The following is a 14,298-nucleotide window of genomic DNA, read 5'->3' on the forward strand; positions in this document are numbered from 1 at the left end:
TTAAGCAGGTGGTTTATACCTTAACATTGAAAGGCAGATTTATCTGCCTTTTTTTATGCCTTTATTTTTTACATTTACCTTATGAAACTTTTGATCATCAACGGCCCAAATCTCAATCTGCTGGGCAATCGCGAACCGGGAACTTATGGAAATGAAACTTTTGAATCATATTTTCAAAAGCTTCAGGAAAACTTTCCAAATGTGGAATTGGATTACTATCAGTCAAATATTGAAGGTGAAATCATAAACAGGCTTCAGGCTGCCGATGGAGAGTTTGATGGAATTGTCTTAAATGCAGCTGCCTATACGCATACCTCAATAGGAATAGGGGATGCCGTTAAAGCCATTTCCACGCCTGTAGTGGAAGTTCATATCTCCAACACTGCTGCACGGGAGGAATTTCGTCACCGTTCCTTTATTGCACCAAATGCAAAAGGAGTTATCCTGGGCTTTGGGCTGCAGAGTTACGAGCTGGCTGTGAGGAGTTTTTTGTAAATATTTCTTTGCGATAGGTTATTTGATCGTCAATAAAGACGTTTTTGTCCAATTTGCAGGAACACTTCAATGTTTTTCGGAAAAATTAGTATAAGTTTGGTTTTACTAACTTAAAATCAAACAATTATGAAAAAATTTCTAGTGTTAATTGTGTCTTGTTTAATCCTGGGTTCAGTCAATTCTTTTGCACAGGAGAATTTCAAATTTGGAGGTAATATAGGTATTCCTGTAGGGGATGCAGATATTTATGACATAAACTATGGTGCAGATGCAGCATATTTTTTTGAAGTTAGTGAAGGTTTTTCTGTAGGACCAATGATTGGCTTTACGGGCTACTCGGTTGAAGGTTCCAATATTTCCTTCTTACCTGTGGCAGCTACTGGCCGATATCAATTTCCAGCTTCCATGTTTTTTTTAGGAGCTGATTTGGGTTATGCAATTAGTCTTGAGGATGGAGTAGATGGAGGTTTTTTTTACAGACCAAAAGTAGGTTATAACTTCGGATTGTTAGGTGTAATAGCATCTTACTCAGGAATTAGTGTTGATGGTGGAACTTGGTCTTCTATTAATTTGGGAGTTGAATTCAGCCTTTAATCCAATAATATTAAATTTTCACTTTAAAAGAAAGCGGAAGAGAGATCTTCCGCTTTTTTTATGCTTTTTAAGTACCTTCCCGGGATGAGAAAAGCTAATTTAAACTGGAGTTCAGGAAAAGATGCTGCATATGCCCTCTACTTAATTCAGCAACAAAAAGAATTTTCTGTAGAAAAGCTGGTAACAACGATTAATTCCGAAAACGAAAGGGTATCCATGCATGGACTTCGGAAAGATTTGTTGCTAAAGCAGGCCCAAAGTTTAGGAATTCCCCTGCAGCTCATTTCTTTGCCCGGTGATGTTCCCATGAGGGATTATAATGACATCATGGAGCGGGAAACTAAGGCATTGAAAGCCACCGGGTTTACTCACAGCATATTTGGAGACATTTTTCTGGAAGACCTTAGGCAATACCGGGAACAGCAGCTTCAAAAAGTGGGTTTGCAGCCGGTCTTCCCGCTGTGGAAAAAGAATACTTCAGAATTAATGCAGGAATTTCTTTCTGCCGGATTTAAAGCGATTACTGTAAGTGTAAATGTTAAACTACTTGATCAATCTTTCTGCGGAAGGCTTATAGATGAGAAATTTCTGGCCGATTTACCCAAAGGCGTTGATCCCGCAGGGGAGAATGGCGAATTCCACAGTTTTGTCTTCGACGGCCCCATTTTTAAGGTGCCGGTTAACTTTCAAAAAGGGGAAATTGTGGAGCGATCTTACGCTCCTCCTTCAGAAAAAAAGGACAACTGTTTTAAAAAGGAACCGGAAGCCTGGGACACCAGGTTCTATTATTGTGACCTAAAATAATTCAGAATTCAAAATTGTTTTGAAAATTTCCGATTGGAATTTGTTGTCTGAAATTTGGTGCTTCTTTCTCAAATCTCAAATCTCAGATCTCACGTCTAAAGTCTAATTAACACAAATTTATCCTCCTCTTCTGTGAGATATTGAAGCTATCAATTAAATTAGGGCATGGAAAGGCAACATGTGAGAAAAGGATTCATTTTTAAGAAGTTTGAGGCAGAGAACATTCCTCCCTTTGATAAACTTTTTGAGATTTTTAAAGAGCTCATTACCCATACATCCGGGGATTTCGATGAGGCTATAGACTGGCTGCGACAATTAGACCAGGAGTATAAACTTACCGATGAGAATTACACCATTGATGACTTTATAGAGGACCTCAAGAAAAAAGGATACATCCGCGAGGAGATAGAGGGGAGTGGCGGCATGGCTATTACCGCCAAGACCGAAAGAGCGATTCGCCAGCAGGCGCTCAACCAGATCTTCGGAAAGTTGAGAAAGAGTAGATCGGGTAATCATAACACGAAACAAACGGGATTAGGCGATGAGCACACGGGAGAATTCCGGAATTATAATTTCGGAGATTCCCTGGATAAAATATCCATGACCGAGTCGCTTCGGAATGCACAGATCCAACATGGTGCCGATGATTTTCATATGACCGAAGATGACCTGGTTGTAGAAGAAACGCATCATAAAAGCCAGATGAGTACCGTACTTATGATAGATATAAGTCATAGTATGATCCTCTACGGCGAAGACCGTATCACTCCGGCGAAAAAAGTGGCTATGGCTCTTGCCGAATTGATCACCACACGATATCCTAAAGACACTTTAGACATTCTTGTCTTTGGGAATGATGCATGGCGAATTTCGATAGGTGATCTGCCTTACCTGCAGGTGGGGCCATATCATACAAATACAGTTGCCGGTCTTGAACTTGCAATGGATCTTTTGCGCCGCAAACGAAACACCAATAAACAGATCTTTATGATCACCGATGGTAAACCCAGTTGCCTTAGGGAAAGAGACGGCAGTTATTACCAGAACAGCGTTGGGCTGGATCCTTATATCGTTGAAAAATGTTACAATGCTGCCAGCCAGGCCAGGAAACTACATATTCCTATAACTACCTTTATGATCGCACAGGATCCCTATCTGGAACGGTTTGTTCGGGAATTCACACAAGCGAATCAAGGAAAAGCATTCTTTACCGGGCTTAAAGGACTGGGCGAAATGATCTTTGAGGATTATGAAACAAACCGAAAGAAGAGGATCAAAGGATAAATACTGAACGCTCAAAAAAGCCATTTTAAATCAAAAATTTTGCAGAACATGGATATAAAGAAGCTCACCACATTTGGAGCACTGAAGGACTCCGGTTATCAAAGTAGAAGTATAAAAACAGAACTACGGCAAAACCTGCTGAACAAAATAAAAAAGAATGAACCCACTTTTGAAGGGATACACGGTTATGAAAACTCGGTCATACCTGAACTTGAACGGGCCATACTTTCAAAACACAATATTAATTTTCTAGGGTTAAGAGGACAGGCTAAAACCCGCCTTGCCAGAATGATGGTGGACCTTTTGGATGAGTGGATGCCCATAGTGGAAGGCTCGGAGATCAACGATGATCCCTTTAATCCAATCTCGCGGTATGCCAGGGAGCTGCTTAAAGAAAAAGGGGATAAGACCCCAGTCTCGTGGGTCCACAGGAATGATCGTTTCTATGAAAAACTTGCAACACCAGATGTGACTGTAGCCGATATTATTGGAGATGTAGATCCCATAAAAGCTGCTAACCTAAAGCTTAGTTATGCCGACGACCGGGTGATCCACTACGGAATGATCCCACGGGCCAACCGCAGTATTTTTGTGATCAACGAACTGCCTGATCTACAGGCGAGGATACAGGTTGCCCTTTTCAATATCCTGCAGGAGGGAGATATACAAATTCGCGGATTTAAATTGAGGTTACCACTGGATATGCAGTTTATATTCACTGCCAATCCCGAAGATTATACTAACCGTGGCAGCATTGTAACCCCTTTAAAAGACCGAATTGGATCACAGATCCTCACCCATTATCCCCTGGATGTCAAGACTGCGAAAAAGATCACCCAGCAGGAAGCGAAGCTTGAGCAGGGGCAGACAGATATGGTGCACGTGCCCGAACTTGCAAAAGATCTTTTGGAACAAATTAGTTTTGAAGCCCGGGATCATGAATACATTGATGCCCGCAGTGGAATAAGTGCCAGGCTGAGTATTACAGCTTATGAAAATCTTTTAAGTACCGCAGAAAGAAGAGCTGTGAAAAACGGAGAAGAAAAAACCCTGCTTAGATTTGGCGATTTTCTTGGGGTCATCCCTTCTATTACCGGGAAGATCGAGCTGGTTTATGAAGGAGAGCAGGAAGGAAGTGCGGTCGTTGCACTGGAACTCATTGGAGAAGCCGTAAAGACACTATTTCCAATGATGTTCCCAAAGATCGAAAAGCTACAAAAACCCGATGCCGAAGATCCCTATTCCGGAATTGTGGAATGGTTCTTTTCTGAAAGCGGATTTGAGCTGTTCGATGAAACGACAGATGAAGATTATAAGGAAGCTCTGGACTCCATCCCTGCACTGGAGAAGCTTATCAATAAATATCAGCCAAATATATCTGAAGAAGATAAATACTTTCTAAAGGAATTTGTTTTGTGGGGGCTGGTAGAATATAAAAAGCTCAATAAATTCAGGTTTGCTGAAGGTATGCAGTTTAAGGATATCTATGGAAGCTATATCGAGGGCTTAAGGAGTAATGAATAAGTAGTGTCTAGAGTCTAGAAACTAGAATCTAGACTTTTTAAAAGATCTCTTGAGGGAGCCTAAATAGAACCTAAATAAAAACCCTTCGAAAATTTTTTCGAAGGGTTTTTATTTAGTCTAGTATCTAGACTCTAGGTTCTAGTATCTAAAAAATCCTATAAATGAATCACTTCCCCGTAAGCATCGGCTACGGCTTCCATCACGGCTTCACTCATTGTTGGGTGAGGGTGGATGGCCTTTAATACCTCGTGTCCTGTGGTTTCAAGTTTACGTCCAAGAACAGCTTCGGCGATCATATCGGTAACGCCGGCACCAATCATGTGGCAGCCCAGCCATTCTCCGTATTTCGCATCAAAGATCACTTTTACGAATCCGTCAGGTGTACCGGCAGCTTTTGCTTTTCCGGAAGCTGAGAATGGGAATTTTCCAACTTTCAACTCGTATCCTGCTTCTTTGGCTTGCTTTTCTGTCATTCCAACAGAAGCTATTTCAGGCGTAGCGTAAGTACAACCGGGAATATTTCCGTAGTCAATTGGTTCAACGTGCATACCCTTAATCTTTTCTACGCAGGTAATCCCTTCCGCAGAAGCGACGTGGGCAAGAGCAGGCCCCGCGACTACATCTCCAATGGCATAAATTCCCTGCACGTTGGTCTGGTAGTACTCGTTTACTAAAATTTTATCCTTATCGGTCTTGATACCTAATTCCTCAAGGCCAATATTTTCAAGGTTCGATTTAATTCCAACGGCAGAAAGTACAACTTCGGCCTCTATAGTTTCTTCTCCTTTTTTGGTTTTAACTTTTGCCTTTACAAGATCTCCCGAAGTATCAACACTCTCTACAGAAGAGTTGGTCATCACCTTAATTCCGGCCTTTTTGAAGCTGCGCTCAAATTGTTTTGAGATCTCTTCATCTTCAAGCGGCACCAGGTTAGGAAGGAATTCCACGATGGTCACATCTGTACCCATTGTCTTGTAAAAGTGGGCGAATTCTACCCCAATCGCGCCAGAACCTACAACGATCATAGATTTTGGCTGCTTTTCAAGGCTCATCGCCTTGCGGTATCCAATCACTTTCTTTCCATCCTGCGGAAGGTTAGGAAGTTCTCTTGAACGTGCTCCTGTGGCAATGATAATATGATCTGCAGAATATTCTGTTTTCTTATCGTTCTTATCGGTTACCTCGATCTTTTTCCCCTGCTTCAGTTTTCCAAATCCGTCAATTACATCGATCTTGTTCTTCTTCATTAAGAATTGAACCCCCTTGCTCATGCCGTCGGCAACATTTCGGCTACGCTTTATAACTGCACCAAAATCTTTTTCAGCTTTTTCAACCTTAAGACCGTAATCCTGTGCATGGTTGAGGTATTCAAAAACCTGGGCACTCTTAAGAAGTGCTTTTGTAGGGATACATCCCCAGTTTAAACAAACTCCACCAAGATTTTCTTTTTCTATAACAGCGGTCTTAAAGCCTAACTGTGATGCGCGAATGGCAGTCACGTAACCTCCGGGGCCACTTCCTAAAACTATAACGTCGTATTTACTCATATTCGGAATTTTATATAACTGAATTAAAGACAGCGAATTTACGGAAATTAAGCTTAAACCAAAAGTATATAGGTTCGGGAAATGCGCTGTAAAATGTCATTTTTGACACCTTCCCTAAAAAAAATTCCTTTCTCCCGGAAGGAAAAAGGAATTAGTAGTAATAATGCTTATGGTCTATTTCAATGCCTGCATAACGGCATCATAGTCTGAAACGTCCACTCCTGTATCTATAGCAAAGTCTGAAGGAACCACGAAAAATCTAAAGAACTGGTTCTGTGAGTATACGCCATCCAGTGTAGAAAGATCGAAGTTCCCATCGATAAGTAACTCAATGTCTGAAGCGGTATGGTTAAAAACATATTGAATGATCCCTTCCTCAAGGAAGTAGTTTTGCGGGATCATACTCCAGGTCTCTGTACCATCAATAACTTCCCGTCGGTATACCAGAATAGCATCGGACTCCAGGACTTCAATTTCTGCCGGGATATCAATTACAGTGGCGTAGAAATTCCCATCTTCAAAATATTCAAAGTCTACATCTTCAAATTCAAATGTTTGTCCAACTATATTAACTCCCGGTTCTCCCGGAGGTCCTTGGGGTCCCGGCTCATCACTGGAGCAGGAGGTAAGACTAAAAGCAATAAAAGCGAATAAAAAGGATATCTTTTTCATATTATTTGGATTTAGGTTTAGATTCAAATTCTATACTTGCCGAATTTACGCAGTAGCGCTGGCCTGTTTCGGAGGGACCGTCATCAAAAACATGTCCCAAATGGCTGCCGCAATTGGAACAAAGGATCTCTGTGCGTATCATGCCATAACTTTTGTCCTGCACATATTCTACGGCACCTTCTATTGCATCATCAAAACTCGGCCAGCCGCAGTTGCTCTCAAACTTTTGATCGCTTTCAAAAAGTTTGGCGTTACAGGCTGCGCAACAATATGCTCCCTCCTGGAAATGCATGTTGTACTTGCCCGAATGTGGTGATTCTGTTCCCTTCTCCCGAAGGATACGGTATTGTTCTTCTGAAAGTTGCTTGCGCCATTCAGATTCTGAACGCTCTATTGGATATTTCTTGACCATTTAATAAGTGTTTATTTTAAATATAAAAAATAGGGAGTGTAGGTACTCTTAAACTATTGGTAAACTTTGTATGGTAAAAACTTTGCTTATTCACCTTTGGGAACAAAATTCATTGCCACCCCGTTGATACAATGTCGTTTTCCGGTAGTGTTCCTGGGGCCGTCATTAAAAACGTGACCTAAGTGCCCTCCACAATTTGCGCAGATAACTTCCAGTGCAGAGAACCCTCCGGTTCTGTCGGGTCGGTAGTCTACATTGGCTTCACTAATCGGGCGGTCAAAACTGGGCCAGCCGGTACCGCTGTCAAATTTATGTTTGGTTTCGTATAATTCATTACCGCAGGCAGCACAAACAAAGGTGCCGGGTTCTTCCACGTGGTTCAACTTGCTGGAAAAGGCGCGTTCGGTTCCTTTTTGACGCAGGACTTTAAATGCTGCAGGACTTAATTCGGCTTTCCACTCGGCTTCTGTTTTAGAAACGGGAAAGGTTTTTTGTTTTTTTGAATCCTGTGCAGAGCTGTTGCAGCTAAGCAGGAGAAAGGAAAAAACTATGATAAAAATGCTTTTCATGATTCTTTTTTACTGAAGAATCAAGAACTATACCGAAAGAAATTGAATGATTCTATTAATAACTTCGGTATTCCCTAATATTCGGCGGTGTCCCTGTCCCTGAGTAATAAGAATTTGGCTGTTTTCCAGTTTTTCATGGATCTCATAAGCCGAATTGATCCTTACATCAACATCATCCTCGTCGTGTACCACAAGGGTGGGGATTTTAACTCCTTCAGCAGAAACAGCACCCGAGAGGCTGTCCATGTCTACACCAAATTTGTTGTCAAAGTAGGATTTCATTTTTGCCGCCACTTTATCGTTCATTTTCATATTGCCGGCAAACTCTTTTGTGATGCGGGTAACACTGTTTGCGGTACCTATGATCACAAGTTTGTTTACACTCAGCCCATCAGAAATGGCTTTTAAAGAAGCCATACCACCAAGGGAATGTCCAATAATTGCTTCAAATGGCCCGTACCTCTTTTCCAACACTTCAATGGCTTCAATAAAATGCGGCATCATGCTCATTTTTCCTGGAGCTTTTCCATGTGCAGGGGCATCAAAACTTATGGTAGAGTAACCCGCTTTTAAAAGCTCTTCGGCCATGACAGCAAGTTGGGTTCCCCTGCCACTCCAGCCATGAGCCAGTAAGATCTTTTTTGGGGAATTACCGTAATGATATACTACAATTTCGCGTTGAAAGTGAGGGAGCGTCAATTTTTCCTGGAGGGCTTCCCTATCCATCTTTTGTTCCCGTTTAGGAAGCTTATACTTAAAAGGTGTAAGAAAAAGTTTTGCTGCAAACCTGCTGGCAAGGAATGGGGAAATTGTGGTTAGGATTTTTCCGACGGCTAAAATATACGAGGGCACCAGCAGCCTCTGTACCGGTGTTTTGTCTTTTTTCTGTTTTGTCATAAAAGGTGAAAGATCGCAAGATACAAATATGAAGCCTTACCGGGCAAGGCTTTTAAAAATTGGCAGGTATTTTGTTAAACCTAATTTAAAGCTTCCGGTGGAGCAGGAGCGATTTAGTAACTTTAACAAAAATCATTAATTATGAAACTTAGACAAATTACAATAATGGTTGGTTTAGTTCTGCTTATGGCAGGATGTAAAACGAACCCTTTCACCGGTGAAAGAAATCTCAACTTTGTTTCCAATTCCCAGATTTTTCCTGCTGCTTTTCAACAGTATGAAGAAGTCCTGAAACAAAATGAGGTGGTACGAAATACTTCAGAGGCAAATATGGTTAAGAATGTTGGACGTAAAGTAGCTGTTGCGGCCGAGAGATTTCTTGATGCCAATGGCTATCAGGGGTATCTTAATGATTACGAGTGGGAATTTAATCTTATTAAAGATGACGATCAAGTGAACGCATGGGCTATGCCTGGCGGTAAGATCGCTTTTTATACCGGGATCATGCCTATTGCCAAGAATGAAACAGGGGTTGCAGCCATTATGGCCCATGAGGTAGCTCACGCCGTGGCCAATCACGGGGCCCAGCGTATGAGTGCCGCCCAGCTACAACAGGTAGGTGGAGCAGTAGTTGGAGCCGCAGTGGGTGGACGAAGTGAAAGTACACAGCAAATTATTGCACAGGCTTACGGTTTGGGAACCAACCTGGGCGGAATGCTGCCGTTTAGCCGAAGCCATGAAAGTGAAGCCGACAGAATTGGATTGACATTAATGGCCATAGCTGGATATGACCCTGCAGAGGCTGCCGATCTATGGAGAAGGATGGAGCAGAACAGTGGAGGACAGGCACCGCCAGAGTTTCTAAGTACTCACCCCAATCCACAAACCAGGATCAAGAATATTGAAAAATGGGCTCCCCAGGCCAAAGCCGAGGCCCGTAAATATGGAGTGACTTCCTTTCAATAGAGGTATTAAAAAAACAGTATTTTAGGAGCTGCCAATTGTGGCAGCTCTTTTAATTTACTCCCATATGAATAAGCTCCCGAAAGGAAGTAAAAAATTAATCAATGCCTGGGCCTTTTATGACTGGGCAAATTCGGTTTATAGCCTTGTAATCGCTTCAACCATTTTCCCCATTTTTTATGCGGCTCTTACTATTGTGAAAAATGAGAAAGGGGAGGTGGTACATGATACCGTGCAGCTATTGGGATTCAACTTTAATAATGATTCTCTTATAAGTTATGTGACCGCCCTGGCATTTATGGTAGTGGCTTTGATAAGTCCATTTCTTTCGGGTATTGCCGATTATGTGGGGAACAAAAAGAATTTTTTAAAATTCTTTTGTTACCTGGGGGCTCTGTCCTGTATAAGTTTGTACTGGTTTAGCATCGAGAACTTATGGTTTGGTCTCACCAGTTATTTTCTGGCCCTTGTTGGATTTTGGGCAAGTCTGGTTTTCTACAACTCCTATCTTCCCGACATCGCTTTTCCTGAACAACAGGATAAAGCCAGTGCAAAAGGTTTTTCCCTTGGCTATATTGGCAGCGTAGTCCTGTTGATCATTTGTCTCATGATGGTGCTCAATTATGAATGGTTTGGTTTCGAAGATGAGGGCATGCCTACGCGTTTGTCTTTTGTTCTCACTGGGATATGGTGGATTGGATTCAGCCAGATCACCTACTATTACCTTCCGAAGGGAAACAAAAAGGAAAAGTTAACCAGGGACGTGCTTTTTAACGGGTTTAGAGAAATAAAAATGATTTGGAATTCTTTTGAAAGTAACCCGCAGTTAAAGAAATACCTAAGAGCCTTTTTTGTGTACAGCATGGCAGTACAAACCGTGATGTTGATCGCAACCTACTTTGGTATCGAGGAAGTGAACTGGACGGGCCAGGATGCGACAACAGGATTGATCTTAAGCATACTTCTAATTCAACTTGTAGCAGTGGCAGGAGCGACTATCACCTCCCGTCTCTCTTCAAAAATGGGAAATATCCAGACGCTTATCCTGGTGAACGTGATATGGATGGGAATATGTATTTATGCTTTTTTTGTGGAAACGCCAGTGCAGTTTTATATTGCTGCGGGACTTGTAGGGCTGGTAATGGGCGGGATCCAAACCCTCTCGCGCTCTACTTACTCAAAAATGCTTCCTGAAGGTACCTTAGACACCACAAGTTATTTCAGTTTTTATGATGTTTCAGAAAAAATAGGGATCGTAATAGGAATGTCACTCTATGGACTGGTCACCCAGGTTTTTGGCAGCATTAGATTTTCGGTTCTTTTTCTCACCGCCTTCTTTTTAATCGGAATTTTTTTATTGCTGATGGTTCCCAGAACCGGAAAACTGGCAAAAAAAGAAGCGGCTTAAAAACCCCTTTTTGACACCTGAGTGTAAGAGGTTTTAAGCCGCTCAAATTCTGCGGAAGTTTTTAGTTTTTACTAATTGAGCCGGAACCCATAGTCTTGAAATCTTCTTTTTTAGGATTTCCACGGTATTCGACATCGCCTGAACCCGGGGTGCTGGCCTTAAGAGATTCTGAAGCATAAACCTGTATATCTCCAGATCCTGTCACCGTTGCCTGCACATTCTCGCATTCGAAATCGAAAGCACTTATATCTCCAGATCCTGTTACCTTACAATCAAAATCAACCGAGCTTCCTTTAAGGTCTATATCCCCCGATCCTGTAATATTTGCTGAAGTGTTTTTCGCTTTAAGCGGAAGTTGCACATTTCCTGAACCGGTGATATCGATAGAGAAATTTTCGGCAGTCACCATATCTGATGATCTCATATCTCCCGATCCTGTTAAACTTAATCCTTCAATATCTGTAAAAGGAACGGTGATTACAATATCGTGATTTTGGGAGGGATCCAGAGTATAGCCTTTTTCAACCGAAATCTTTAATCTGCCTCCATTTACTTCAGTTAAAATATGTTGCTGCAGGTTTTCCTCGGCTTCAACTTTTATTGCTCCTTCCCGGCCTTTTACCAGGATCACATCCATGGAGCCGGTAAGGGAAACTTCGTCATAACTTGATACTGTTCTTGTCTTTGTAACCATATTCCCATTGCCTTCAATTTTTTTCGATCCCTGCCACCACTGGGCCTGGGTTGCTGTTATACAAAGAAGGGCAAGGAAAAGAGTGATAAATGGTTTTTTCATGATCATGTTTATTTTGATGATTGATATTGTTTTATAATTAGTCTGTAAAGGAAACGCTTCCAAAGCTGGAGTTCACATAGATCCTTCCACCGGTGTTTTCACTGAGGTAATAACCTTGGTAGTAATTATCGCTGCCGCTTTGATTGCGCTTATTTACAGTAAAGCTACTGTTATTAATTCCATTCACGCCTCCAAAAGAAGATTTCACTTCAAAACTAAAAGGGGCCTGGCGATCGTAACCAATTTTTATACCGGTATAATCACTGTTAATGTTCATGTCTTTAAAGCTGGGCATGATCTTTTGTACTACCAGAGAACCATAGTCCATACTTATATCCACACTTCCATACACAAGGCCCAACTTTATTCCCAGATAGTCACCCTGTCCTTTGATATTTTTTAGTCGTTCCACTTTTAAAGATCCATAGTCGTTGTTGAAGCTTAGGTTCTCTACTTTATGAATATTAGAATCTGTGTAATCTGCACTTAGGTCCAGTGTGCCTGCTTCGTCAATAGTGAACTCAGAATAATCTGCATTGATCTCTGCACGTTTTACATAACCAATACTGCTGTTTCGGGTATAGTCGAAATTAAGCTTGTTATTATTTCCGTGAAGTTCACCTATCATTATTTTTCCGTAGTCAGCCGAGATGTGCGCATCTCCCTCAAGCTTGTCAAGATTAATACTTCCATAGTCATTGGAAAGATCCACGCGGTTTGTTACCGGAGCTTTCACTCTGTAATTGATCTCCATATTGACATTGTTATTACTGCCGCCAAAGAGAATTCCCCAAAATGAATTATTATTATCTTTTTCAAACAGGGTCCTGGCAGTTACCTGTCCACTGGATTGGTTAAATGCAACATCTATCTCCTGCAGGCGCTTTTCTACCTTTTCTTCATCGTTGCCGTTTGTTTGCACAAGAACTTCGATCACTACCCGGTTCTGGTCCCAGGTTATTATGTCAATGTTTCCATAGCTGTTATTGATCTTGAGCATGTCATTAGGAGACACATTGAATTCTTTTTTTACACGCTTCTGTTTGGTGTACTTTCCATTGAAATCTCCTTCTGCACAGGCCACGGCTGGGATAAGAAAGAAGAGGATCAAAGCTTTATATAATATTGTTTTCATGATTGGTGGTTTTTAAGGTGTTTATGTCATTTACTTTTTCAAGAACCATTTTTAACAGGTCAATTCTTTTTTGAAAGTTGGTGATCATGGCGTAGATCACTCTTTGATCCTGGCCACTTTTTCCAAGATCTGTTTTTAAATTTTCATAATCTTTTTCAAGAATATCCATTTGAGCTAAAGCATCATTTATAACTGCTTCGGTCTCGGGAGTTTTTTGCTCCTTTAATGCTGCGAGCTCTGTTTTTATTACCGAAGAATAAAATTCCTGGGTTTGCTTCATCTCCGGCGAAACATTTGCCAATTCCTGTTCCTGTGAGAAGGGAGTTGTGAAGATGCCCTGGAAAATTAGTACAGCTACAAGAAAGCTTGCTGCTATTGCCATGACCGGGAGCCACATGGTAATTACTCCATTGTGCCGGGGTATTTTCTTTTGGGGCCGTTTTCTAAGTTTCTCCCGAAAACGGTCTTCGTGCTGCGATGCAGGCTCGGCGACATCGAAATCCAGCCCTTCGAAAAGATCTTTTAGGTCGTTGTTAGTTTTCATAGCTAAGTAATTTGGTGCGCAGGCTTTCTTTAGCCCGTGAAATTGTTGTTCTGCAGTTGGCGTAGGTAATATTGAGGATCTCACAGATCTCTTCATAATCATAACCTTCAATTAAATGAAGGGTAAGCGCCACCCGGTAATTTTCTTTTAATGATTCCATTGTCTTTAAGATCATTTTTACTTTAGGATTTTGCTCCTCCTCTTCCGAAGTTATTCCTTCACTTTCATCTGCAGTATGTTTGAACTGGTCATTGTATTGAACCTCTGTATAGCGGGTGTTTTTGTTATATACCCCAATACTGTGGTTCACCACGATCCTCTTAAGCCAGGCTCCAAATGTGGAGGTTCCTTCAAAAGTGTCCAGTTTGTCAAAGGCCTTTAAAAAGCACTCCTGCATGATGTCTTCGGCTTCGGCCGAATCTTTTACAATGCGCAGCGCCACGTTGAACATCGCTTTGCTGTACTTCTTGTAAATTTTCATCTGGGACCGCTCGTCTCCCCGACGGCATTTCTCCAAAAGCTCATCAATATGTGTGGTGGTTAGTGTCAAAATATTAATGCTTTATAATAAAGATAGGTTGCTTTTCCAATTGTTACAGTTTCCCTGAAATTTCTTTTAAAATTTATTCTTTTCGTGGCATAACAATTGAATTA

Annotated in this window: 16 protein-coding genes; 7 read left to right on the plus strand and 9 right to left on the minus strand. The window is 41.5% G+C overall.

Annotation, left to right across the window (positions count from 1 at the left end):
- Positions 1–81: 81 nt before the first annotated feature.
- From aroQ to OU683_RS13775, 5 genes are all read left to right on the plus strand, one after another.
- A complete protein-coding gene (gene aroQ, locus OU683_RS13755; RefSeq protein ID WP_268139274.1) occupies positions 82–495 on the plus strand; it encodes a type II 3-dehydroquinate dehydratase in 414 nt (137 codons plus the stop codon).
- 126 nt (positions 496–621) lie between these two features.
- Positions 622–1,089, plus strand: coding sequence for a hypothetical protein (locus OU683_RS13760; RefSeq protein ID WP_268139276.1), 468 nt, complete (start codon positions 622–624; stop codon positions 1,087–1,089).
- Positions 1,090–1,173: 84 nt separating this feature from the next.
- Positions 1,174–1,893 carry a Dph6-related ATP pyrophosphatase gene (locus OU683_RS13765; RefSeq protein ID WP_268139278.1) on the plus strand — a complete coding sequence of 240 codons (720 nt, stop codon included), beginning with the start codon at positions 1,174–1,176 and terminating at the stop codon, positions 1,891–1,893.
- A 165-nt stretch (positions 1,894–2,058) separates the two neighbouring features.
- On the plus strand, positions 2,059–3,177 hold the full coding sequence (locus tag OU683_RS13770) for a vWA domain-containing protein (protein WP_268139280.1): 1,119 nt from the start codon (positions 2,059–2,061) through the stop codon (positions 3,175–3,177).
- Positions 3,178–3,225: 48 nt separating this feature from the next.
- Positions 3,226–4,701 (plus strand): sigma 54-interacting transcriptional regulator, encoded by a 1,476-nt coding sequence (locus OU683_RS13775; protein WP_268139282.1) that lies wholly within the window; start codon positions 3,226–3,228, stop codon positions 4,699–4,701.
- A gap of 155 nt (positions 4,702–4,856) precedes the next feature.
- On the opposite strand, the gene lpdA is transcribed toward OU683_RS13775, so the two are convergent.
- The 5 genes from lpdA to OU683_RS13800 form a co-directional block, all read right to left on the minus strand.
- Positions 4,857–6,248, minus strand: a complete 1,392-nt coding sequence (gene lpdA / locus OU683_RS13780) for a dihydrolipoyl dehydrogenase (protein WP_268139284.1) — start codon at positions 6,246–6,248, stop codon at positions 4,857–4,859.
- Positions 6,249–6,422: 174 nt separating this feature from the next.
- The gene (locus tag OU683_RS13785) at positions 6,423–6,920 is read right to left on the minus strand and encodes a collagen-like protein (RefSeq protein WP_268139286.1); all 498 of its coding nucleotides are present in this window, start codon (positions 6,918–6,920) and stop codon (positions 6,423–6,425) included.
- 1 nt (position 6,921) lies between these two features.
- Positions 6,922–7,332 (minus strand): peptide-methionine (R)-S-oxide reductase MsrB, encoded by a 411-nt coding sequence (gene msrB / locus OU683_RS13790; protein WP_228913443.1) that lies wholly within the window; start codon positions 7,330–7,332, stop codon positions 6,922–6,924.
- An 86-nt stretch (positions 7,333–7,418) separates the two neighbouring features.
- Complete coding sequence (msrB, locus tag OU683_RS13795; RefSeq protein WP_268139290.1) at positions 7,419–7,901, minus strand: peptide-methionine (R)-S-oxide reductase MsrB; 483 nt, start codon at positions 7,899–7,901, stop codon at positions 7,419–7,421.
- Positions 7,902–7,928: 27 nt separating this feature from the next.
- Complete coding sequence (locus OU683_RS13800; RefSeq protein WP_268139292.1) at positions 7,929–8,798, minus strand: alpha/beta fold hydrolase; 870 nt, start codon at positions 8,796–8,798, stop codon at positions 7,929–7,931.
- A 141-nt stretch (positions 8,799–8,939) separates the two neighbouring features.
- On the opposite strand from OU683_RS13800, the gene OU683_RS13805 reads away from it, so the two are divergent.
- The gene (locus OU683_RS13805; RefSeq protein WP_268139293.1) at positions 8,940–9,764 is read left to right on the plus strand and encodes a M48 family metallopeptidase; all 825 of its coding nucleotides are present in this window, start codon (positions 8,940–8,942) and stop codon (positions 9,762–9,764) included.
- Positions 9,765–9,828: 64 nt separating this feature from the next.
- Positions 9,829–11,169, plus strand: coding sequence for an MFS transporter (locus tag OU683_RS13810; RefSeq protein ID WP_268139296.1), 1,341 nt, complete (start codon positions 9,829–9,831; stop codon positions 11,167–11,169).
- Between the two features lie 61 nt (positions 11,170–11,230).
- On the opposite strand, the gene OU683_RS13815 is transcribed toward OU683_RS13810, so the two are convergent.
- The 4 genes from OU683_RS13815 to OU683_RS13830 are packed head-to-tail and all read right to left on the minus strand — an operon-like array spanning position 11,231 to position 14,194.
- A complete protein-coding gene (locus OU683_RS13815) occupies positions 11,231–11,965 on the minus strand; it encodes a head GIN domain-containing protein (protein WP_268139298.1) in 735 nt (244 codons plus the stop codon).
- 37 nt (positions 11,966–12,002) lie between these two features.
- Positions 12,003–13,100 (minus strand): hypothetical protein, encoded by a 1,098-nt coding sequence (locus tag OU683_RS13820; protein WP_268139300.1) that lies wholly within the window; start codon positions 13,098–13,100, stop codon positions 12,003–12,005.
- The gene (locus OU683_RS13825; RefSeq protein ID WP_268139303.1) at positions 13,081–13,644 is read right to left on the minus strand and encodes a DUF4179 domain-containing protein; all 564 of its coding nucleotides are present in this window, start codon (positions 13,642–13,644) and stop codon (positions 13,081–13,083) included. The genes OU683_RS13820 and OU683_RS13825 overlap by 20 nt, the downstream gene beginning before the upstream one ends.
- Positions 13,634–14,194: an RNA polymerase sigma factor gene (locus OU683_RS13830; protein WP_268139305.1), complete on the minus strand. Its 561-nt coding sequence runs from the start codon at positions 14,192–14,194 to the stop codon at positions 13,634–13,636. Before OU683_RS13830 ends, OU683_RS13825 begins: the two co-directional genes overlap by 11 nt.
- Positions 14,195–14,298 lie beyond the last annotated feature (104 nt).

Source organism: Salinimicrobium sp. TH3 (genome assembly GCF_026676115.1).
Lineage (GTDB): Bacteria > Bacteroidota > Bacteroidia > Flavobacteriales > Flavobacteriaceae > Salinimicrobium.